This window comes from Halobellus sp. (assembly GCF_042218505.1).
Lineage (GTDB): Archaea > Halobacteriota > Halobacteria > Halobacteriales > Haloferacaceae > Haloquadratum.
Window position 1 is genome coordinate 68,888 of the sequence record NZ_JBDGQZ010000041.1, and the last position, 19,992, is coordinate 88,879.

Below are 19,992 nucleotides of genomic sequence, written 5' to 3' on the forward strand. Positions count from 1 at the left end.
ATCAGGCGTATCGAGGTCCCCACGAAAGTGGTGAGACCGGCGCGAAACTGCGAAGCCTACACGAAACTGCCGAGTCCAGTCTGCTCCTGACCGGATTTGACTTCGTCCCACGACATCCCGAGCGCTTCGATGATCCGTTCGATCGGCCCCTTCAGGGTCTTTCTCAGCATCTTCTCCCAGTCGACCTCGAACGCCTCGGGTACCTGGTCGTCGTACTCGACACAAATGACGTCGGGATCGCGCTTGAATTCACCGTAGAGTGCGTCTCGCTGGGGATCGTAGCCCTCCTCGTTCTCCATCTCCCGGAACCACGACGGGTGGACCTTCCGGAGGTAGAGCCGCTTGGGCTTCGAGCCGCGTCCGAAGTTCGTCCCCAGGAACTCGTTGGCGTACTTCGCGCCCCGGACCTGCGCCGTTGCGGTGTCGTAGGCGTCCAGTCGCTTGCCGATCCCGCCGGGGATGCCGATCTTTTCGACGGGGATTTCGCCCGTCTCGAAGTCCTCGATGATCCCGTTGAGATACGCCGCGATCTCGTCGGTCTCCTTCCCGTAGACGATCATTTCGATCACGCGCTTTTGCACCTCTTTCGTGATCGGGGCGATGTCCGAGCGCTTGTACTCGAAGCCCGTGATATCGATGTCGTCGACGTCTTTCCCCTCCTTCCAGACGATGTGCCCGGCGTATCGCTTCTTTTTGCCGGCCTGGAAGAACCGCCGATAGAGTTTCTCAAACTCGATCTGGAAGCGGTGACGGGCAGCGTCCAGTTCGTCCTGTGCGAACTCGTCGTAGGAGTCGTTGATGTACTCCTCCAGCTCGAAAGACTGCTCGATGGCCTCCTCCCTGGACACTTCCTGTCCAAGTTCTAACATAACGCTGTCGGTGTCCCCGTATACCACTTCTTTGTCAAGTTCGGCCGCGGCCTCGGCGGTGTGTTCGATCACCTCACGACCCGTTGCAGTGACGGCAGCGCCCATCTCCTTGTCGTATAGACGAAAGCGATCCCAGCCAAGAACGCCGTAAAGCGATTGGCCGACGAACTGGAATTTCCCGTTTCGCCCCGCCAATAGCGTGTGGTTGTCCGCGACCGTCACGCAGTAGACGCCGTCGTCGGCGGTGCTGCGTCCGCCGCTTCGGTGCATCCGGAACGAGTTCTCCGATCTCTCGGTGGAGTAGATCCGCCAGGAGCCGCTGTCGCGGTTGTAGCTCGCGGTCTGTCCCAGGTGGACACAGAGACGAAGGACGTCGTCGCGGAGTCGCTCGCTCGAGGTCGTGTACTGCCACGAATTCACCTGCTGGTCGCCGTCGCCCGCGACGAGGGCGTTCAAGAAGTCCCGCTTCTGCTCCTCGGCGACGTCGAAGACGAGGTCGGGAATCCGCTTTTCGACCCTGCCCGCGCCGCAGAGGCGTTCGAACAGATCCCCGAGGAGCCGCGAGGTGAACTGATAGGATCGGTCGTTGACGTAGCAGTCGAAGCCCATCCGGTCGAGCAGTTCACCGATTCGCGCCTGATCGTCTCGGCCCGTCTCTCCGCCGTCAGCAACTGCGTTCTGTGCGATCTTGACGGTCGTCGACGACTCTCGGTGGTTCTCGCCGAACTGCTTTTTTTCGGACGTGTACACGTTCCCTTCGGTGACGTACCACGCGAGGAGTTCGAGGAAATCGTCGCCGTCGTACGTCCGTGGAATCCACTTCCTTCCCGATTCACGGTGAACGTAGCTCGTCTCGCAGACGGATTCGATGTATTCGCGGTGTTCCTCGAACTCCTCGGCGGTGAACACGTAGCCGGTCTGTCCGACGTCCGCTTTCGATACGCGTCGGGGTGTCCAGCCCAATTCCGCGGTGAACGCCCGTCCGTGGACCGACGGCCGGACCCATACCTCGTACTCGCCGTCCTCGGCATCGAGCAGCTCGGTGAGGTCGATCTCGTCGATCCGGTCGCCGCTATCGACCGACCACCCGTGCGGGAGTTCGTACTGCGAGTACTCGGAGAGATCGCCGGCCTCGACGAACCGGTAGTCGTCCCAGGTCGCACCGTTCTTCGCGCTCTTCCGGACCAGCATCCGGTGATTCGGCGTCACCCGGAAGTCGGTCTTGCTGGTCTCGATGTCGACGAGGTCCCCCCGGTAGTCCGGATACTCGTGCGTCTCCTGGACGGGCTTTACTTCCATCCGCATCGTCTCGGGGTCGAGCGAGTAGACCTCGTCGCCGACGTCGAGATCGCGGATGTTCCGCACGCCTTCGGGCGTGAGAACGTCCGTATCCGAGGTGAAGCAGTTCATAATAACCTTCACGGCGGCTTGCTGTCGGTCGTACTGCTCGTAGTCGGAGGTGTCGGGGTCGTGGTCGTTCCGCAGGGATTTCTTCTCCTCGCGCTCGGCGAGGAGGTCGTCGATCATCTCGCGGATGATCCCCTCCGGTTCGCGGCGGAAGTGCGTCCCGTTGGGGGCCTGGAAGGTGTCGCCGTCGTACGTGTCGGGGTCGACTTTCGTCTCGGGCGAGGCGTTGATCGTCACCATACACATCGGATAGAGGCTTTTGAGGTCCAGCACGGTGACGTTCTCTTTCACGCCCGTGATCGGATCGAAGACGGCCCCGCCCTCGTAGTCCTCGGCGTCGGCCCGTCCCTTCGAGGGGAGCGCGAATCGACCGTGCGCCTCGTGGAGAATGTAGATGTCCACGGTGTCGCCCGGGGTCGGCGCGTCCTCGAGTTTGCACCCGACGAACGTCCGTACCTCGTCCCAGAAGGCGATGACGTCCTGTTTCCGGTCGATCTCGACGCAGAGTTCCACGTCGCGGACGTTGTACTCCAGCAGGCGCGCCGGATCCTGCTCCCAGAGGTCGCCGATGTCGCCCGGATACCGTTCCTTCCCGACGTCGAGTTCGAGTTCGCCGACGGCGTCCAACCGATAGGACTCCAGTTCGGTGAACTGGGTGCGCTTGTAGGCGTACAGCAGATCGAACACCACGCGGCCCTTCACATTGGGACCGCCCCAACCACCTCGCCAGACCTCGTCGATTCGGGAGAAGCGCTCGGGGTCGAGGTCGTACTCCGAACGCGGATCGAGGACCTCCATTCGGTCCAGCAGGTACGGCATATCAAAGTCCTCGAAATTCCACCCTGTCAAAATCTCAGGATCGGTCCGCTCGATGTACGAGACGAACGCGTCGAGCATCGCATCCTCCGCTTCGAACGTTCGGACGTCGATGTCCGTGTCCGAGCGGATCGGCTCGTAGTCGTCGATGTCGTCGGGGGATTCGACGTCCTCGCCGGCGTTCGGTGCCTCGTAAAGCCACGAGATGTACTCGTCGCGCTCGGAGTCGTGGGAGGTCAGACAGACGATCGGTTCCTCGCCCTCCTCGGGGAATCCCGAGCGGTCGTCCACCTCGATGTCGAAGGTGTTGACGCGAATGTCGCCCGCGACGTCGGTGGGTTCGATCTCGTCGTGGGGAATCTGGATCGGGGCGTCGTCGTCCCGCTCGTCGCTCTCTTCGTCGCCGAGGCGTCGCCTCGGGACCCGGATGCCGCTTTTGATGTCCTTGTCGATCAACAGCCGGTTCGGGAAGAGGATGTCCGCCTCGTAGTGGTCGAACTCGTCGCGGATCTCGCCGACGTCGCGGGGCGTTCGAGTGCAGATCTTCGTGAGGTCGTCGCCGCGGATGCTCTCGAACCCCTCCTCGGTTCGCGTGATCGCGTCCTTGTCGAGCGTCTCGTCGTCCAGCGATTCCGTCGGTGCATAAAAGTACGGCTCGAAGCCGAGAACGCGGACGTGTTCGACGTCGCCGCCCGGCGTCCGGCCGAACACGTGGAGAACGGGATACTCGCGGCGACCGCTCCCCTCAATGGAGTAGTTCACCTGCGTCACCAGCAGTTCGACCGTCCCGTCGGGGTCGGGAAAGCGAATCTCCTCGCTGTCGACGACCTCCGAAATGTGCTGAGTTCCGTTGCCGGCGACCGCGACCGCCTCCGCGTCCGGCCGGGCGCCGTCGGTGGCGTCCTCGCCGCCCCAGTCGTCGGTGAGCCCTGCCTGTTTCATAGCCACGCGTTCGGGAGTCCGGGGTAAAAGGTTCGGCATTGCACCCGACGTCGGCACCTCTCGCTATCGACCACGATATTCTCGGCGCAAGACATATAGTGTGTTATTTCGTACCAAAGTCCACGATGGTCGACCCTGCAGACTCCGAGCGGACGGATCGGTCGTCAGCCGCCCCTGCGCGGTTGGGCGAAGCGAGCGGACTCGACGATGTCGAGTCCTACGAGGTCGACGACGGGGTCGTATTCTACGATCCGCAGAACCCGCTTGCATGGGTCGAGGCCGACCGAACGGTCACACTCACGGACCACTGCTGAACGGCGCCGGTATATCCCGTCTACGAGCGTGACCGCCGGGCGAACCGTTTTTGCGGGTGCCGCCCGTCTGTTTTAGTGTGATCCCGGATTCCGAGGAGTGGCCGGACGAACCCGACGAACCCGATCCAGAGGCGCGGTGGGGCCACCCCGAAGACGACCTCGCCTCTATTCCGTCGATCGAGGAACCGGGAGCGGGAGCCGACCCCAGCATCGAGGTCGATGGCGACATTGCCAAGTACTTCTGGGTAGCAGTGATCTACGCCAACGTCGCGCTCGGCGGCGTCAGTATCGGCCTGATGCTCGTCGTGTTCCGGGGCCAGTATACGCTGGGCGGCGGAGCGGTCGTCGTCGGGCTGTTCGCGCTCTATCGGACGTACGACCTCTATCAAACCTATCAGACGCGCGTCGCCGACGACGACGCGGCGGAGTCCGGAGAGGATGTCGAGTCAGTGGAAACCGGCAACGGCGCGTCAAGCAACGCCGAGTCAGTAGAGACCAGCAGCGGCGCGCCGAACGACGTCGACTGACTGGCAGAGCCGGTGACAGACCGGGCGAATGACGGATCGAGCGCAACCGATAAGCGCCCGCCGCAACTCGGGTTACGTATGCAGACCGTCCGCGACGCGTCGGGCGACCGGTATCTCCTCATAAAGCGCTCATCGGAGTCGAGTCGCGTCCGCGACCCCGAGACCGGTGAGGAGCGCTACCTCCCGAACGAGCGGCTGACTTTCGCAGACCGCGAGGCGGCGCTCTCGGTCGCGACTGACGGGATCCCGGCGTCGGTCCGGACCGTCGTGACGGCCGCGCACGACAAGCGATCTCTTGGGTTACTCGTCGAACTCGCCGACCGAGGGCCGATGTCGGCCGTCGAACTCCTCTCGGCGTACGACCTCTGTGAGTCGGACCTGCACGGTCTCCTCTCGGAGTTCCGCGCGGCGGGACTGCTCACCGAGACGAGAGTCCGCGGCGAGCGCGGCTACGACGCGACCGACACGACTCGTCGGGCGATCGCGAGGCTACGGGAACGCGGTGCGTCGGGCGATGAAAACGCCGTGACAGTCGACGGAAACCGGTCCGACGAGTCCGACTGACCGCGTCCGGAACTCAGGCGAAGGCGCGGCTGACTTCGCCCTCGGCAGAGGCGTCGGCCTGGATCTTCTCCCAGGCTTCCACGAAGTCGGCCATCCTAATCTCGGTGCGGTCGTCGCGGATGGCGAACATTCCGGCCTCCGTACAGATGGCTTTGATGTCCGCGCCCGAGGCGTCGTCGGCCAGTTCGGCCAGTTGCTCGTAGTCGACGTCCTCGGCGACGTTCATATCGCGAGTGTGGATCTGGAAGATGATCTCGCGGCCCGCCTTCTCGGGCTTGGGGACTTCGATGAGGCGGTCGAAGCGGCCGGGACGGAGGATCGCCTCGTCGAGCATATCGAAGCGGTTCGTCGCCGCGATGATGCGAACCTCGCCACGCTCGTCGAAGCCGTCCATCTCCGAGAGGAGTTGCATCATCGTCCGCTGGACCTCGGCGTCGCCGGAGGTCTTCGAGTCCGTCCGCTTCGAGGCGATGGCGTCAATCTCGTCGATGAAGAGGACAGCAGGCTCGTTCTCGCGGGCGACCTCGAAGAGGTCGCGAACCAGTTTCGCGCCCTCACCGATGAACTTGTGGACGAGTTCGGAACCGGCCATCTTGATGAACGTCGCGTCGGTCTGGTTTGCGACCGCCTTCGCGAGCATCGTCTTCCCGGTGCCCGGCGGTCCGTAGAGCAACACGCCGGACGGCGGCTGGATCCCGACCTGCTCGAACATCTCGGGGGACTTGAGCGGCATCTCGACAGTCTCGCGAACCTCCTGCATCTGCTCTTCGAGCCCGCCGATGTCCTGATAGGTGATCTCCGGACTGTGCTCGACCTGCATCACGCGGGCCCGGACGTCGGTCTCGTTATCGAGTCGCTTGACTACCGAGAGCGAGTTGTTGACGGCGACGCGTGCGTCGGGTTCGAGGTCCTCGCGCATCTCGTCTGTCACTTCGGTGAGCGCCTCCTGGTTGTTGCCGTGCTGTTTGATCACGACGCCGTCGTCGGTGATCTCCTGCACCGTCGCAACGAACAGAGGCGACTGCTTGAGTTTCTTGTTCTCGTGCGTGAGTCGCTCGAGTTTCTGCTGATACTTGTTGTTCTCCGCGTTCGCGTCCAGCAGCTTGTCCCGCATCTCTTCGTTTTGGGACTCCAGAACGTCGAGACGCTCTCTGAGCGCCTCGATCTTTTCCTGCTGCGACGCCGCCTCCTCGTCGTACGGGAGTTCGACGTCGTCCACAGTGTCAGTCATCACTCTCCGTAGGTTACGGCTTCATAAGAGGCTTCGGGTAGGTGAAACCCCCATACACGCAGGAGGCGCTTCCGAGAGCCGCTCAGACGGTTATTCGAGGAAATCCACCAGCAGATCGTTCACCCGCGCCGACGCCTCGTGCTGCACCCAGTGGGTGGCGTCCTCGATCGGTTCGACCCGCCCGTTCGCACACCGGTCGGCGCTCGCCGCCGCCATCTCCGGGTGGAGGTACGGATCCTCCCGCCCCCAGATTAGCAGCGTTTCCGGTTCAACTGTCCAGGATGCCGGCTCCGGTGAGTCGCCCTGTATCAGCGCCCGATACCAGTTGAGCATCCCCGTGAACGCCCCCGGCCGAGACCACGCTCGCTTGTACCGTTCGAGCGTCCGGTCGTCCCACGTGTCCGGGCGGTTCGAGGTGTCGACGAACCATCGGAGGCCGCGCCAGTCGTCGGCGCGCCACGCCACCTCGGCCACCTTCGGCAACTGAAAGAAGAACATATACCAACTCCGTCGGAGTTGACTCGGCCGCTCAGCGACGTACTGTAAGAACACGTCCGGATGGGGAATGTTCATCGTCACGCCGCGCTCGATCCGGTCGGGGTGCTCCACGAGCGTCTGCCAGGCGACCGCACCGCCCCAGTCGTGGCCGACCACCTGCGCGCTGTCGTAGCCGAAGGCGTCGAACAGGCCCACCAGATCAGCCACCATCGCGTCGATGGTGTAAGCGTCGACCCCGTCTGGCTTGTCGCTGCGGTTGTACCCGCGCTGATCGGGGACGATCACGCGGTAGCCGGCGTCGACGAGCGGCGCAATCTGCGAGCGCCAGCCGTACCAGAACTCCGGGAAGCCGTGCAGACAGAAGACCGGCGGGTCCGCGTCGTCGCCGGCGACGAGCGTGTGCAGCTCGATTCCGCTCGTCTCGACGAACTCGAACGTCGCCGATGGCGGAAGCGCATCGGGCGCGACAGCCCGAGTATCGGTGGCCCGCTTCGTGCGAGTCACTCTCTCAGACATATGCCCGTACTTTCGCGCTGGCGACTCGCCCGAGCATTCCCGGTGTCAGCAGCGCGGTCGGGCGCACCTCGAGTCTGAGAACGCGCGTGAACTGCTCGGCGACGTAACTGTCCTCGTGGGCGGCGTCGACGACCCACGAGAGATAGCGGTTGAACGCGTCCGTCCCGGCCGGCTTCTCCCCCTCGGTTTCCGGATACTCGAAGTCGGAACCGACCGTCATCCGCCAGACGACGTCGAGCGTGTTGGCAGCACGGTCGAAGAACCGTGGAGCGAGGTTCTCACGCCCGTTTGCGAGCGCGTGATGAAGATGTAGGGCGTCGAGGGCCGCGGCCGACATCCCCTGCCCGTAGATCGGATTGAAACTCGCGATGGCGTCGCCGGTGACGAGGAGGCCGTCGGGGAATCGATCCAGGTCCTCGTAGTACCGGCGCTTGCTCGCGGGGAACGGGTAGCGGTGGATCTCGTCGCCGTCCCACTCGTGGTTCGCGAGGATTTCGCTGATCACCGGTGCCGGAAGCGAGGACGCGAACGCCTCGAAGCCCTCCGGATCGGTCGGGGGATGATCGCCGTGACGGCCGAACACCGTCACGATCCAGCGGTCGTCCTCGGCGGGTACTGCCGTTCCACCGCGCGTCACCGGCGGCGATGGGACGATCAGATACCCCTGTTCGTTCTCCGGCGGACGATCGACGGCGACCGTACTGTACGCGAGATCGACCCCGATGTCTTCGGTTCTCGGCGTCGGATAGCGGTGGCGTTCGAGCCAGTCGGGGGTCCGCGAGGTCCGCCCCGTCGCGTCGACGACCAGGTCTGCATCCAGTTTCGTTTCCTCGCGCTCGACGAACGTGACCCCGGTGACAGCCGTCCCCTCGTCGTCGGCGACGAATCCCGTGACGTGACAATCGCCGCGGAGCGTGATGTCCGCGCACTCGGCGACGTGTCGGCGCGTGAGCTGCTCGAACAGCGGTCTGCTCGCGCAGTAGAACGGCAGTTCCTCCTGGGCCTCCGCAATGAAGTCACCTCCCTGATAGAGGTCGAGTTTCTTCGACGCGTCCATCACGACTCCGCCTGCCTCACGGACTTCTTCGCCGTAGCCGGGGAACAGGTCCTCCAGCATCACGCGCCCCGGCTCCAAGAGCGCGTGCACGTGGTTCGCCTGCGGGACGCCCCGACGCGCGACTCGCTCGTCGGGCAGGGGATCACGGTCGAGGATCGTCACCCGGTCGAACGCGTCGGCCAGGATGCGCCCGGCGAACAATCCGGCCATACTCGCGCCGACCACGACGGCGTGTTCGCCCCGGGTGCTCACGCGGTCCGGATCGTATCGAGGTACGTCACTGAGCATTATCTCGATACCTCCAACTGTCGGCATCGTCGGTGTGAAACGTGCTCTTCGCCCTCAGATCGTCGTTTCCAGCACATCATTTCGCTCCAATCCAGAGAGATATGTAGAAATGTGAGAACTCCGACTTATGTATTTCCTCCGAAAGTATTCTCAGAAGTAATAAATACATACAGCAAATATTATCAGTCTACATCACCGTGTATCGAGTACGAATGAGTACCACTGAGGCATTCGCTCCGGACGAAGAGTCGACAGATCGCTGGGACCCGGTGCGCGAGATGCCGCCGAGTGCGAAACTGGTCGCCAAGGTCCTCGATTACAACGACACGCTGACGCAGAGCCAACTCGCCGAGGAGACGCTGCTCCCGCCGCGGACGGTCCGCTACGCACTCTCCCGACTCGAAGATGCTGACGTCGTCGATTCGCGGTTCTCGTTCACCGACGCGCGCAAACGGCTCTACACGCTGGCTATCTGACGGATGCACTCCGTCTCAGGATCCGTCCGGAGGTTCATACCGGATCGGGACCCAGAGCGCGTATGTCGGATTCCTCGTCACCGTCTCCCCGCGCGGTTCGCCGATCGCTCCGCGCGCTGGCAGACGGTACAGCGCCGCGCGGTCCCCCAGTCGATGTCGTCGACCCCGCCGCCGTAGAACGGACGATTGCGGAGGCCGAGGCCGCGACGGCGTGTGCGCAGACCGCCTCGGCATACGTGGCCGACGGTCGGCTCGCGGAGCTCGATCGCGCAGTCGATGCGGCCGCGACCGACCGCACATCGGAGAACTGCGCCGCCGACCTCGCACGTCGCGGTCGGACGGCCCGCGCGACGCTCCGGCAACTCCGCGTGGCGTTGCTCGACGGACGAACTGATTCCCGGTCGTCACCAGCTATCGGGCGGATGAGGGATTGAATGAGCGCTCGCCCGTGCGTCGAACGCCGCCGGCCCGACCACTTTCACTCCGGTCGCGGAATCGTTTTACGAACCACTGCATAAAGTCCGCGCAGATGACACAGGTGATCCACACCGGCGACACGCACCTGGGGTACCAGCAGTACCACTCCCCCGAACGTCGCGCGGACTTCCTCGACGCCTTCGAGCAGGTGATCGACGACGCCATCGAGACCGATGTGGACGCCGTCGTCCACGCGGGCGACCTCTTCCACGACCGCCGCCCGGAGCTGCGGGACCTGCTGGGAACGATCCGCGTGCTCCGCCGCCTCCGGGACGCCGACGTGCCCTTCCTCGCAGTCGTCGGCAACCACGAGGCCACGCGCGGCGGCCAGTGGCTCGACCTCTTCGAGAACCTCGACCTCGCTGAGCGCCTCGACGACACGCCCCGACTGATCGGCGATACCGCGCTCTACGGACTCGATCACGTCCCGAAGTCGCGGCGTGACGACCTCGACTACGACTTCCGGGCGCACGACGCGGCGCACGCGGCACTGGTCAGCCACGGTCTGTTCACCCCGTTCGCACACGCCAACTGGGAGACCGAAACGGTCCTCGACAAGTCGACCGTCGACTTCGACGCGGTCCTCCTCGGCGACAACCACGCACCCGGAACCGAAGCCGTCGCCGACACCTGGGTGACCTACTGTGGCTCCACCGAGCGAGCCAGCGCCGCCGAGGAGGAGCCTCGTGGGTACAACCTCGTGACGTTCGACGAGTCGGTCGACGTCCGCCGGCGAACGCTCGACACCCGGCCCTTCGTCTTCGTCTCAGTGGAGTTGGCCGAAGACGAGGGCGTCAAGCGCGTCCGCGAGCAACTGCGACAGCGCGACGTCACCGATGCGGTCGTCGTCGTAGAGGTGACCGGCGCGGGCGAGCCAGTGACGCCCGCCGCACTCGAGGAGTCTCTCACCGAGCGAGGCGCGTTGGTCGCGCGCGTAACCGACCGTCGCGAGCAGGACCACGAGGCGAGCATCGACGTCTCATTCGCCGACCCGGACGCCGCCGTCGACGAGCGAGTCCGCGAACTCGGCCTCTCGTCGGCCGCCCTCGACGTGGAGGAGACGATCCGCACGGACGGGATCCCCGACACCACCGTCCGTGACACCGTCGAGTCCCGCGTCTCGGAACTGCTCGAAGACGACGCGGACGCATTCGCACCAGCACCCGAAACGACGGAGGACGATTCCGATGCCGACACCGATGGAGTCAGCGACGACGATGTCGGTGCTGCTGAGAAGGCGGACAGTGTCGACGACGACGAAGTAAATAAAAGAGACGGTAGGGGCGAGGCAGATACCGGAGACGAAACGAGCGCGGGGTACGACCCCGACGAAGCAGGCGAAACGGACGACGACTCCGCGGCCGACGAGTCGACGTCGGCGGACACCCAAGTCACGATGGAGGACTTCTAAATGCGGTTTCAGCGAATATCGCTTCAGCATTTCAAGCCGTACGCCGACGCCGACCTCGATCTTCGGGACGGCGTCACCGTCATCCACGGGCTCAACGGCAGCGGCAAGTCGTCACTACTCGAGGCGTGTTTCTTTGCGCTCTACGGTGCCCGCGCCCTCGATGAGACCCTCGACGACGTCGTGACCACCGGCGAGGACGAGGCCGAGGTGACTCTCTCGTTCGTCCACGAGGGCGGGACCTACCGGATCGAGCGTCGACTCCGGCGCTCCGGCGAGCGGATGCAGACCGCGACCTGCACACTCACCGGCCCAGACGTCGAGATCGACGGGGCGACCGACGTCCGCGAGTTCGTGGCCAATCTCCTGCGGATGGATGCCGAGGCGTTCGTCAACTGCGCGTACGTCCGGCAGGGCGAGGTGAACAAACTGATCAACGCGACACCGACGCAGCGGCAGGACACCATCGACGACCTCCTCCAACTCGGGAAACTCGAGGAGTACCGCGAGCGGGCGGGGCGGGCGCGCCTCGGCGTCGGGGACGTGCTGAATCGGAAGCGCGAACTCCTTTCGGACCGGGAGTCGCGAATCGAGACGAAAGAGGAGGCGGGGCTACACGAGCGGCTGAACGACCTCGAAACCGAACTCTCGACAGTCGACGACGAGATCGAACGCTTCGAGGAGAACCGGAACCGCGCCGAGGAGACGCTCACAGATGCGAAGGAGATCTTGGGCGACTACGAGGAGACAAAATCCGAAATCGAGTCGCTCGAATCCGACATCGCGGAACTCGAAGAGACGATCGAGTCCGACGAATCGACCCGCGAGGATCTCCGGGACGAGATCGTCGAGACGCGCGAGGCGATCGACGAACTGGACGCAACGCTCGACGACGTGGTCGCCGAGACGGCGCTGGAGGGGGGAGCCAGTGGTCTCGACGCCGACGCGCTTTCGAGTCGCCGCGACGCGCTCGACGCTGAAGAGTCGTCTGTCCGTGAGGAGCTTCAGCAGGCGCGCCAGCGCCAGACGATGCTCTCGAATCAGGCCGAAAAACTCCGCGAGCGGGCCGAGGAACTCGAATCGCGCGCTTCGGAGGCACGCGACCGGGCGGCCGATGCGGAGTCGTCCGCCGAAGACGCCGAGGCTCGTGCCGAAAACCGGGCAAGCGAACGCGACGAGGTCGAGTCCGAGATCACGTCCATTCGCGAGCGCTTCGACGAGGCCCCGGTCGATCCGGGTTCGGCGGCGGCCCACCGAGACTCGATCCAGTCGGACCTCGACGACGTCCGCGACGAACTCGCCGACGCGCGTGCGGAACTGCAGACGGTCCGCGATCGCCTCGAAGAGGCCGAGTCGCTCCGCCAGGCGGGCAAGTGCCCCGAGTGCGGTCAGCCGGTCGACGGCTCGCCCCACGTCGACGCAATCGGTGAGCACGAAGCGCGGATCTCGGAACTCCAGAGCGGCCGCGACGATCTGCAGGAGCAACGCGATGTGCTCGAATCGGACCTCGAGACGGCGGCGTCGCTGACGGAGGCGGAAACCCGACTCGCCAATCTCGAAGAGCGGCGGTCGTTGCTCGACGAGAGCGTGGTAGACGCCGAATCGAACGCCGAGGAGCGGCGGGCGGAGGCGTCGTCCCACCGCGAGGACGCCGCGGAGTTCGAGGATGAGGCCGAAGAGAAACGTGACGCGGCCGAGACGCAGGCCGACGCTGCGGCCGAGGCCACTGAGCGCGTCGCCGATCTGGAGGCCGAACTGGAGCGGATCGACGCGGCGCGGGACCGACTCAACCGCGTCGAGGCGCTCCGAGAGCGGATCGCCGACACCGAATCGGAGATCGATCGGCTCCGAGAGCGCCGGGAGACCATCGCCGACCGGAACGACGAGCGGCGCGAGTACCTCCGGGAGAAGCGCGACCGCCGGGACGAACTCGCCGCACAGATTGACGAGTCCCGGATCCAGACGGCCCGCGAGAACAAGCGGGAGGCAGAGTCGTACCTCGACGACGTCGAGGCGAAACTGCGTGAACTCCGCGAGCGCCGGGACGAACTTCAGAACAAGATCGGCGGCGTGAACGGCGAGATCGCCCAGTTGGAGTCGCTTCGCGAGGACCGCGACGAGATCCGCGAGCGCGTCGAGCGCCTGGAGTCGTTACACGAGGAGGTGTCGACGCTCGAATCCACCTACGGCGACCTCCGGGCGGAACTCCGGCGGCGGAACGTCGAGACGCTCGAACGGATGCTCAACGAGACCTTCGAGTTGGTCTACGGCAACGACGCCTACTCGCGGATCCGACTCGACGACGAGTACGACCTCACGGTCTTCCAGAAGGACGGGACCGCGCTCGAACCCGAGCAACTCTCCGGCGGCGAGCGCGCGCTGTTCAATCTCTCGCTGCGGTGTGCGATCTACCGGCTGCTCGCCGAGGGGATCGAGGGATCGGCACCGATGCCGCCGCTGATCCTCGACGAGCCGACGGTCTTCCTCGATTCGGGCCACGTCTCCCGGCTCGTCGGTCTCGTCGAGGAGATGCGGAGCCTCGGCGTGAAACAGATCCTGATCGTGAGCCACGACGACGAACTCGTCGCGGCCGCCGACGATCTCGTTACCGTGGAAAAAGACCCCACGAGCAATCGCTCGTCCGTCGACCGCGTGGGGGAGGCGTCGCTCGCGGCGGTGACCGCCGAGTCCGACGACTGAGGGGGAGCGACTCGATCCCGTCGGCAGCGGCCGAACCACTCAACACTGGCGACCGCAAGAGTAGAGTATGGGTACGCCGCTCGACGAACGTGACGCGCAGGCCGTGGAGGTACTCGACCGCCTCAGCGACGAGTATCCTGACTCGACCATCTCGCTGAACTTCACCGACAGATTAGAACTGCTCGTCGCCGTCGTCCTCTCGGCGCAGTGCACCGACGAACGGGTCAACAAGGTCACCGGGGACCTCTTCGAGAAGTACCAGACGGCGGCCGACTACGCCGCCGCCGAGGAGGCGGAGCTCGCCGACGACATCTACGGCATCACCTTCCACAACAACAAGGCCGGGTATCTGAAGTCGATCGGCGAAACGCTCGAAGCCGAGCACGATGGCGAGGTCCCGGACACGATGACGGCGCTCACTGACCTCTCGGGCGTCGGCCGCAAGACGGCCAACGTCGTCCTCCAACACGGCCACGACGTCGTTGAGGGCGTCGTCGTCGACACGCACGTCCAGCGAATCACGCGCCGGCTCGGGATCACCGAGGAAGAGCGCCCCGAGGCCATCGAGACGGAACTGATGGAGTTGCTCCCGGAGTCGGACTGGCAGCAGTCCACGCACCTGTTCATCAGTCACGGGCGCGCTGTCTGCACCGCGCGCAATCCGGACTGCAGCGAGTGCGTCCTTGAGGACATCTGTCCGTCCTCGAAACGTGACAGTGACGTCGATCTCGCCTCGGGCGAGTCGTGGGAGTGAGCACCTCCGATCCGATTCGGCGCGCTCAGATCTCGCCGCTCTATCCGAGCACGTACCGGCCGACGTAGCGGTACAGGCCGAGCAGCCACGCCAGGAACCAGAAGATGACGTAGCCGAAGACGCCGACCCGGAGGCGACCCCGCCACGCACTCATATTGGGGTGAAGTTCGTCGATGTCCACTACCTTTCCCGGCTCCTCGTAGAGATCCGCGTCCCGCTTCACCTGCAGAATCCGCACGATGCCGGTCAGTGCGAACGCCAGCAGCGCGTACGCCTGCAGTCCCAAAAGCGCGTGCAGCACGGTGACTCCTTCGAGTTGATTGAGGAGCCTCGGGATCATCCAGGTCACGACCGGAATCGTGTTGAGCACCAGTCCAGGGATGATGAACTTGAGGTGATAGACGAGCACGTCCCACGTCACGACCTCCGCATCGATCATAATCCACGCGCCGTAGAGGTAAAACGGGAGGCTCGCTGTGACCATCAGCGCCGCGGCCGTCGCGATGGCCGAATCGGATACCATCGGTCCGGCTATGGGCTCCCAGCGTGTAAACCGTGCGACTCGGCGGCGACGCCGACCTGTCCCCCGCCGGCGGAACCGTTACTCTAAGGAGTCTGCCGCTCCAACCACCATCGATGACGGAGTCTTCGGAGCAGTCGTCCGCGGCGGACCGCCACCCGGACGCGCGGTCCGACGAAGCACCGGACGAGGCCGCCGTAGCCGCGACCGACGCCGATGGCGACACGTCCGAGACCGACGACCTCGAAGCGCTCCGCAGAGAGGTCGAGGAGACGTACGATTTCGAGAACTTCGGTCCCGCCGAGATGGCCGAGATGAGCCTCGAAGAGTGGGAGGCCGCCTTCGACCCGGGCACCTGGGTCGTGGGCGAGGAACTGCTCGACCGGGTCGAACAGGAACTCAACGCGCGGGTCGCAAGCCGCGAGATTTTCGCTGTCGTCGAACGCGTCACCGACGGCGAGGATCGGGTTATCGCCTACTCCGACGAGGGGTACGCGGTCATTTACCGAGACGGCAGCGTCGAAGGCGAGGGGACCGTCCTCCGGGATGTCAAGCCGACTGTGGCGCTCTGTTCAATGGCCGACTACGACCTGATGGACGCGCCGGCCGACGCATCGCTCCCCGACCCCGAGGACGTCCCGGAGGGCAGCGGCGAGTTCGGGAACCTGATGCTTCAGATCGTGGCCGGGGTGCAACTGCTCGTCGGGGCGGGCCTGCTCGTTGCTTGGCTCGCGCTCCCGTCGCTGTCTACCATCGTCGCGCCGATCGCGTCGTTCGGCTTCCTGATCATCGGCTTCTTCTTGTTTCTGGTCGTCGCGAACGCCCGCCTGTCGGATCGGTTCCGGGTCGAGGAGTTCCGGGCTCGACTCGAGACGTTAGATGCGGCGAGTGAGGAGCCGGCCGACGTCGTCGCCGAGCAGATGGCGGCCGCAGCGGATGAGGGACGCGGCTCGGACGGGACCACTCCAGGCGAGACGGATGGTCCCGAAGCGGCCCGAACCGTCGATACAGCCGACGAGGGCGCTGGCACGTAGACACGCCTCTGCGGGGGGAGTCGGTGGGTTTAAGCACATTCCATCCCGAGATCGATCTGTATGAAGAGGCGGGACTTTCTGCGAGCAGCAAGCGTCCCTGCTGCTGCCACGACGGCCTCTGCTGCCGCCGGCAGCGTCGCTGCCCAGGAGACGGACGGCGGCACCGAGACCGGTACGGCGACTGGAACCGCAATGGGTACCGGGACGGGAACGGGTACCTCGGGCGGATCCGGCGGCGGGCCGACGAAAACCGTGACGGTCGGCCCCGGCGGATCGCTGGTGTTCAGCCCGGGAACCGAAGACCCACTCAAGATCGCACCGGGCACGACGGTCGAGTTCGTCTGGGATTCGGACAACCACAACATCGTCGTCGAGAGCCAGCCCGAGGGCGCGAACTGGCAGGGCCACGAGACGCTCGAGAACACGGGCTTCACGTACACGCACACGTTCGAGACGCTCGGTACCTACGAGTACTACTGCGAACCACACCGGACCGCCGGGATGGTCGGCACCATCGAAGTCGTCGAGAACCCCAACGCCGGCGGCGGTGGCGGCGAGAAGGAACTCCACGACTTCGGGGTTCCGATTCAGGCACACTGGGTTGGCGCGGCGACGATCCTCGCGATCATTGTCACGATCATCTTCACCTTTTACGTCCTGAAGTACGGTGAATCGGCCCACACGGGCACGGGGAGGAACTAATAATGTCATCGAGTGGAAGCACCTACGGCGACATCCACCGGTACGAGCCAGCGCGAGAGAGCACCGCCGCAGCCATCGCGATTGTGCTGCTGACGATCATCGAGGTTGTCTTCGTGTTCCTGTTCACCTACGGCCTTATAAGCGGCTGGGGCCTGTCAGAGACCGGGAATATGTACCTCGGCGCGGTTCTGGCCGTAATCTTCGTTGACCTGGCGTTCATATTAGCGCTGTACCGCAAGGAGTTCCTCCCGGACGTGATGATCGTGAAGAAACGGCGCCGAAAGTACGAGGACCTCTACATCCGCGAGGAGGATGTCGACGGAAGGAAGCTCGGTGACGGCGCGTGGGATCAAATCAAGCGGGCGATCTACCCGTACTACAAGCGATAACAATGAGTCTCGAAAAGAAAGACGAATACGATCATAAAGGCTGGATGAAAAAGAAGGATCTGACTCCCGTGGAGTCGACCTTCCTCACGACGCTCATCTGGCTGGACAAACGGTTCCGCATCGTCGACTACCTGGAGTTGCTGGAGACCCTCTACTACCGGGTTAACCTCCAGATGCCGAAAAGCCACACCGAGCAGTACAACCTCGACAACAAGTTCTGGTACTGGTACCCCCTCTACACACTGGGGCTGTTTTCCACCCTCGCGTACGTGGTAGCCGCCATCTCGGGCGCGCTACTGGGCTTCTATTACAGCCCGTCCGCCGCCGCGGGAACCGAGGCGGCAGGGACCGTCGCCTACGAGAGCATCGCGTTCATTATGCGCGATATGCAGTTCGGGTTTATGCTCCGCTCCATCCACCGGTGGTCGGCGCAGGTGATGGTCGCCGCGGTGTTCCTGCACATGCTCCGGGTGTACTTCACCGGCGCGTACAAAGAACCCCGCGAACTCAACTGGCTGATCGGCATCGTCCTGATCAGCCTGACGATGGTGTTCGGGTACACTGGCTACCTGCTCCCGTGGGACCAACTCGCCTTTTGGGCGGGCCAGATCGGCGTCGAGATGTCGCTCTCGATTCCGCTCGCCGGCGAGTGGATCGCCCAACTGCTGTTCGGCGGCTTCTCGTTGAGCCAGGCAACGCTCCAACGGATGTACGTCCTACACGTGTTCCTGCTTCCGTTCGTGGTGACGACGCTCATCGCCATCCACATCGGCATCGTCTGGGTGCAGGGCATCGCGGAACCCCACTAAGAGACCAATGACCGACGAAACCACCTCCGACACTGAGACCGACGACGCTCGCACCGACGGCAGCGGCATCGTCGCGCCGGACGACGAGACCCCGACGTGGCACGAGCGCAAGAAGCGCGCCCAGGGGCTCTCCCGGCTCACCTACGAGTACTTCGAGCGCGCACGCCGCGAAGACCAGGACCTCCGCCAGGAGTCCGACTACGTCGAGCGCGACGTGCTCGCGTTCCCGACGTGGCCGCACGAGGTCATCCGAAACCTCGCCATTGCGAGTTTCTTCGTGGGAATGCTGCTCTTCCTGTCGGCGACGCTGCCGCCGCACATCGGCGACCCGGCGAACCCTTCGAGCACGCCCGCGATCATCCTGCCCGACTGGTACCTCTACTGGTCGTTCGGCCTGCTCAAACTCGGCCCGCTGAACCCCGAACTGTCGATCCTCGGCGGCCAGAAGTTGATGGCCGACCGGACGTACGGCGTCCTCGCGAACGTCGTCGTCGTCGGAATCGTCGCCATCGTCCCCTTCCTCAACAAGGGGACCGCACGCCGGCCCGTCGAACAGCCCTTCTGGGCAGCGGTCGGCGTCGGCGGCGTCATCTTCGCGTTCACGATCAGCGTCTACTCCGCGAAGAACCTCCTGCCGATGAACGTCCACCTCGCGTTCGACTTGGCGTTCCTCCTGCCGATCGTCGGCGGGTTCATCACCTGGGCGGTGCTGAAGACGATGCGAGAGGGGTATATGTACGACCTCAACCGGCGGTACTACCGCCTCAGGCCACCGAAATAGCCGCACAGCGCTTCGATTCCCGTCTCGACGCTTACGATTCGTTCGAATTTGCATTCGAGTTCCCTGGTGATCCGCGTCCAACCTTCTCGCTGATCCTGTCCAGTTAGCCTGCTGATTCCCGTTCCGGCTTCCACCGCTCGTTTCACCTTCGACCGCACAGAGACGGAAAGGTCCTTTTCATCCCCGCTCGTAGGGAGATCAATGACCGACAGAGACGCGACCGGCACGGGGGGTGTCGACCCGGGGGAGGCGGAGCCGCCGGACGGGGCTGATACCGGCCGGGGCCGCGACGTCGTCGTTCCGATGCCGCTGTACAAGGTCGTGACCGTGTTCTCGACGCTCATCGCCGTCGTGGGGGTGGTGTTCGGGTTTATGTTACTCGACGCGGCGACGCTGAACGTGAGTTTCCTTGGCGGGCTGATTCGTGGCCTCCTCTCGTTTCTCGGACTTCGCGTCGCCGAGAGCGTCCTGACCACTGTTCTGGCGGCGCTGGGACTCGCGACCATCGCACTCGGTGCGGGCGTGTACGTCATCGGCACGCGCTTTCGCGCCCGCGGAATGGGAAAGTCTCAAGAGGACTCCAACGAAGAGTCGAATAACAATGGCTGACGAGTTCGTCAAAGGATTGGGCATCTTCACTGGCGGGGGACTCGCCTGGATGGTGCTCGCAGGCTGGTACCGGACGCCGAGTTTCGAGAGCAGTCAGCAGCTCGTCGCGCCGACCTCGATCGGTGACTCCGCGACAATGTTCGACTCGCTGGGCATCCTGCTGATGGACGCGCTCTTTTGGTTCACGGTTATCGGCGCGCTGACCTTCTGGGTCGGCATCCCCGTGATCCGGCAGGCTCGCGAAGCGCTCGAAGAGCGCGCACAGTAGCGCTGTCGGCCCATTCTGTCGTCGATATCACTACCA

General features: G+C 64.4%; 20 protein-coding genes. 15 read left to right on the plus strand and 5 right to left on the minus strand.

Annotated elements, in window-relative coordinates; translation table 11 throughout:
- Positions 1-56: 56 nt before the first annotated feature.
- Complete coding sequence (locus ABEI27_RS11420; protein ID WP_375799531.1) at positions 57-4,034, minus strand: DNA polymerase domain-containing protein; 3,978 nt, start codon at positions 4,032-4,034, stop codon at positions 57-59.
- Between the two features lie 125 nt (positions 4,035-4,159).
- Here ABEI27_RS11420 and ABEI27_RS11425 point away from each other — a divergent pair, with 125 nt between their 5' ends.
- From ABEI27_RS11425 to ABEI27_RS11435, 3 genes are all read left to right on the plus strand, one after another.
- A complete protein-coding gene (locus tag ABEI27_RS11425; protein WP_375799532.1) occupies positions 4,160-4,348 on the plus strand; it encodes a hypothetical protein in 189 nt (62 codons plus the stop codon).
- 77 nt (positions 4,349-4,425) lie between these two features.
- A complete protein-coding gene (locus ABEI27_RS11430; protein ID WP_375799533.1) occupies positions 4,426-4,875 on the plus strand; it encodes a hypothetical protein in 450 nt (149 codons plus the stop codon).
- Between the two features lie 78 nt (positions 4,876-4,953).
- The gene (locus ABEI27_RS11435) at positions 4,954-5,439 is read left to right on the plus strand and encodes a hypothetical protein (protein WP_375799534.1); all 486 of its coding nucleotides are present in this window, start codon (positions 4,954-4,956) and stop codon (positions 5,437-5,439) included.
- A gap of 13 nt (positions 5,440-5,452) precedes the next feature.
- On the opposite strand, the gene ABEI27_RS11440 is transcribed toward ABEI27_RS11435, so the two are convergent.
- The 3 genes from ABEI27_RS11440 to ABEI27_RS11450 form a co-directional block, all read right to left on the minus strand.
- A complete protein-coding gene (locus ABEI27_RS11440; protein ID WP_375799535.1) occupies positions 5,453-6,670 on the minus strand; it encodes a proteasome-activating nucleotidase Pan1 in 1,218 nt (405 codons plus the stop codon).
- Positions 6,671-6,760: 90 nt separating this feature from the next.
- On the minus strand, positions 6,761-7,684 hold the full coding sequence (locus ABEI27_RS11445) for an alpha/beta fold hydrolase (protein WP_375799536.1): 924 nt from the start codon (positions 7,682-7,684) through the stop codon (positions 6,761-6,763).
- Positions 7,677-9,029: an FAD-dependent oxidoreductase gene (locus ABEI27_RS11450; protein WP_375799537.1), complete on the minus strand. Its 1,353-nt coding sequence runs from the start codon at positions 9,027-9,029 to the stop codon at positions 7,677-7,679. Before ABEI27_RS11450 ends, ABEI27_RS11445 begins: the two co-directional genes overlap by 8 nt.
- Before the next feature lie 212 nt (positions 9,030-9,241).
- Between ABEI27_RS11450 and ABEI27_RS11455 the strand changes: the two genes are divergently transcribed.
- The 5 genes from ABEI27_RS11455 to nth all read left to right on the plus strand — a co-directional run bounded on the left by ABEI27_RS11455 (position 9,242) and on the right by nth (position 14,844).
- The gene (locus ABEI27_RS11455) at positions 9,242-9,505 is read left to right on the plus strand and encodes a MarR family transcriptional regulator (RefSeq protein ID WP_375799538.1); all 264 of its coding nucleotides are present in this window, start codon (positions 9,242-9,244) and stop codon (positions 9,503-9,505) included.
- A gap of 62 nt (positions 9,506-9,567) precedes the next feature.
- Positions 9,568-9,939 (plus strand): hypothetical protein, encoded by a 372-nt coding sequence (locus ABEI27_RS11460; protein ID WP_375799539.1) that lies wholly within the window; start codon positions 9,568-9,570, stop codon positions 9,937-9,939.
- A gap of 95 nt (positions 9,940-10,034) precedes the next feature.
- Positions 10,035-11,393: a DNA double-strand break repair protein Mre11 gene (gene mre11, locus ABEI27_RS11465; protein ID WP_375799540.1), complete on the plus strand. Its 1,359-nt coding sequence runs from the start codon at positions 10,035-10,037 to the stop codon at positions 11,391-11,393.
- A complete protein-coding gene (gene rad50, locus ABEI27_RS11470; RefSeq protein ID WP_375799541.1) occupies positions 11,394-14,090 on the plus strand; it encodes a DNA double-strand break repair ATPase Rad50 in 2,697 nt (898 codons plus the stop codon).
- Positions 14,091-14,157: 67 nt separating this feature from the next.
- Positions 14,158-14,844, plus strand: coding sequence for an endonuclease III (gene nth, locus ABEI27_RS11475; protein ID WP_375799542.1), 687 nt, complete (start codon positions 14,158-14,160; stop codon positions 14,842-14,844).
- 40 nt (positions 14,845-14,884) lie between these two features.
- On the opposite strand, the gene ABEI27_RS11480 is transcribed toward nth, so the two are convergent.
- Positions 14,885-15,367 (minus strand): hypothetical protein, encoded by a 483-nt coding sequence (locus ABEI27_RS11480; protein ID WP_375799543.1) that lies wholly within the window; start codon positions 15,365-15,367, stop codon positions 14,885-14,887.
- 113 nt (positions 15,368-15,480) lie between these two features.
- Between ABEI27_RS11480 and ABEI27_RS11485 the strand changes: the two genes are divergently transcribed.
- The 7 genes from ABEI27_RS11485 to ABEI27_RS11515 all read left to right on the plus strand — a co-directional run bounded on the left by ABEI27_RS11485 (position 15,481) and on the right by ABEI27_RS11515 (position 19,956).
- The gene (locus tag ABEI27_RS11485; RefSeq protein ID WP_375799544.1) at positions 15,481-16,398 is read left to right on the plus strand and encodes a hypothetical protein; all 918 of its coding nucleotides are present in this window, start codon (positions 15,481-15,483) and stop codon (positions 16,396-16,398) included.
- Between the two features lie 60 nt (positions 16,399-16,458).
- Positions 16,459-17,100, plus strand: coding sequence for a plastocyanin/azurin family copper-binding protein (locus ABEI27_RS11490; RefSeq protein WP_375799545.1), 642 nt, complete (start codon positions 16,459-16,461; stop codon positions 17,098-17,100).
- A gap of 2 nt (positions 17,101-17,102) precedes the next feature.
- Positions 17,103-17,489 carry a hypothetical protein gene (locus ABEI27_RS11495; RefSeq protein WP_375799546.1) on the plus strand — a complete coding sequence of 129 codons (387 nt, stop codon included), beginning with the start codon at positions 17,103-17,105 and terminating at the stop codon, positions 17,487-17,489.
- 2 nt (positions 17,490-17,491) lie between these two features.
- A complete protein-coding gene (locus ABEI27_RS11500) occupies positions 17,492-18,298 on the plus strand; it encodes a cytochrome bc complex cytochrome b subunit (protein WP_375799547.1) in 807 nt (268 codons plus the stop codon).
- A 7-nt stretch (positions 18,299-18,305) separates the two neighbouring features.
- A complete protein-coding gene (locus ABEI27_RS11505; protein ID WP_375799548.1) occupies positions 18,306-19,079 on the plus strand; it encodes a cytochrome bc complex cytochrome b subunit in 774 nt (257 codons plus the stop codon).
- Between the two features lie 201 nt (positions 19,080-19,280).
- Positions 19,281-19,688 (plus strand): hypothetical protein, encoded by a 408-nt coding sequence (locus ABEI27_RS11510; protein ID WP_375799549.1) that lies wholly within the window; start codon positions 19,281-19,283, stop codon positions 19,686-19,688.
- Positions 19,681-19,956 (plus strand): hypothetical protein, encoded by a 276-nt coding sequence (locus ABEI27_RS11515; protein ID WP_375799550.1) that lies wholly within the window; start codon positions 19,681-19,683, stop codon positions 19,954-19,956. The genes ABEI27_RS11510 and ABEI27_RS11515 overlap by 8 nt, the downstream gene beginning before the upstream one ends.
- Positions 19,957-19,992: the final 36 nt, after the last annotated feature.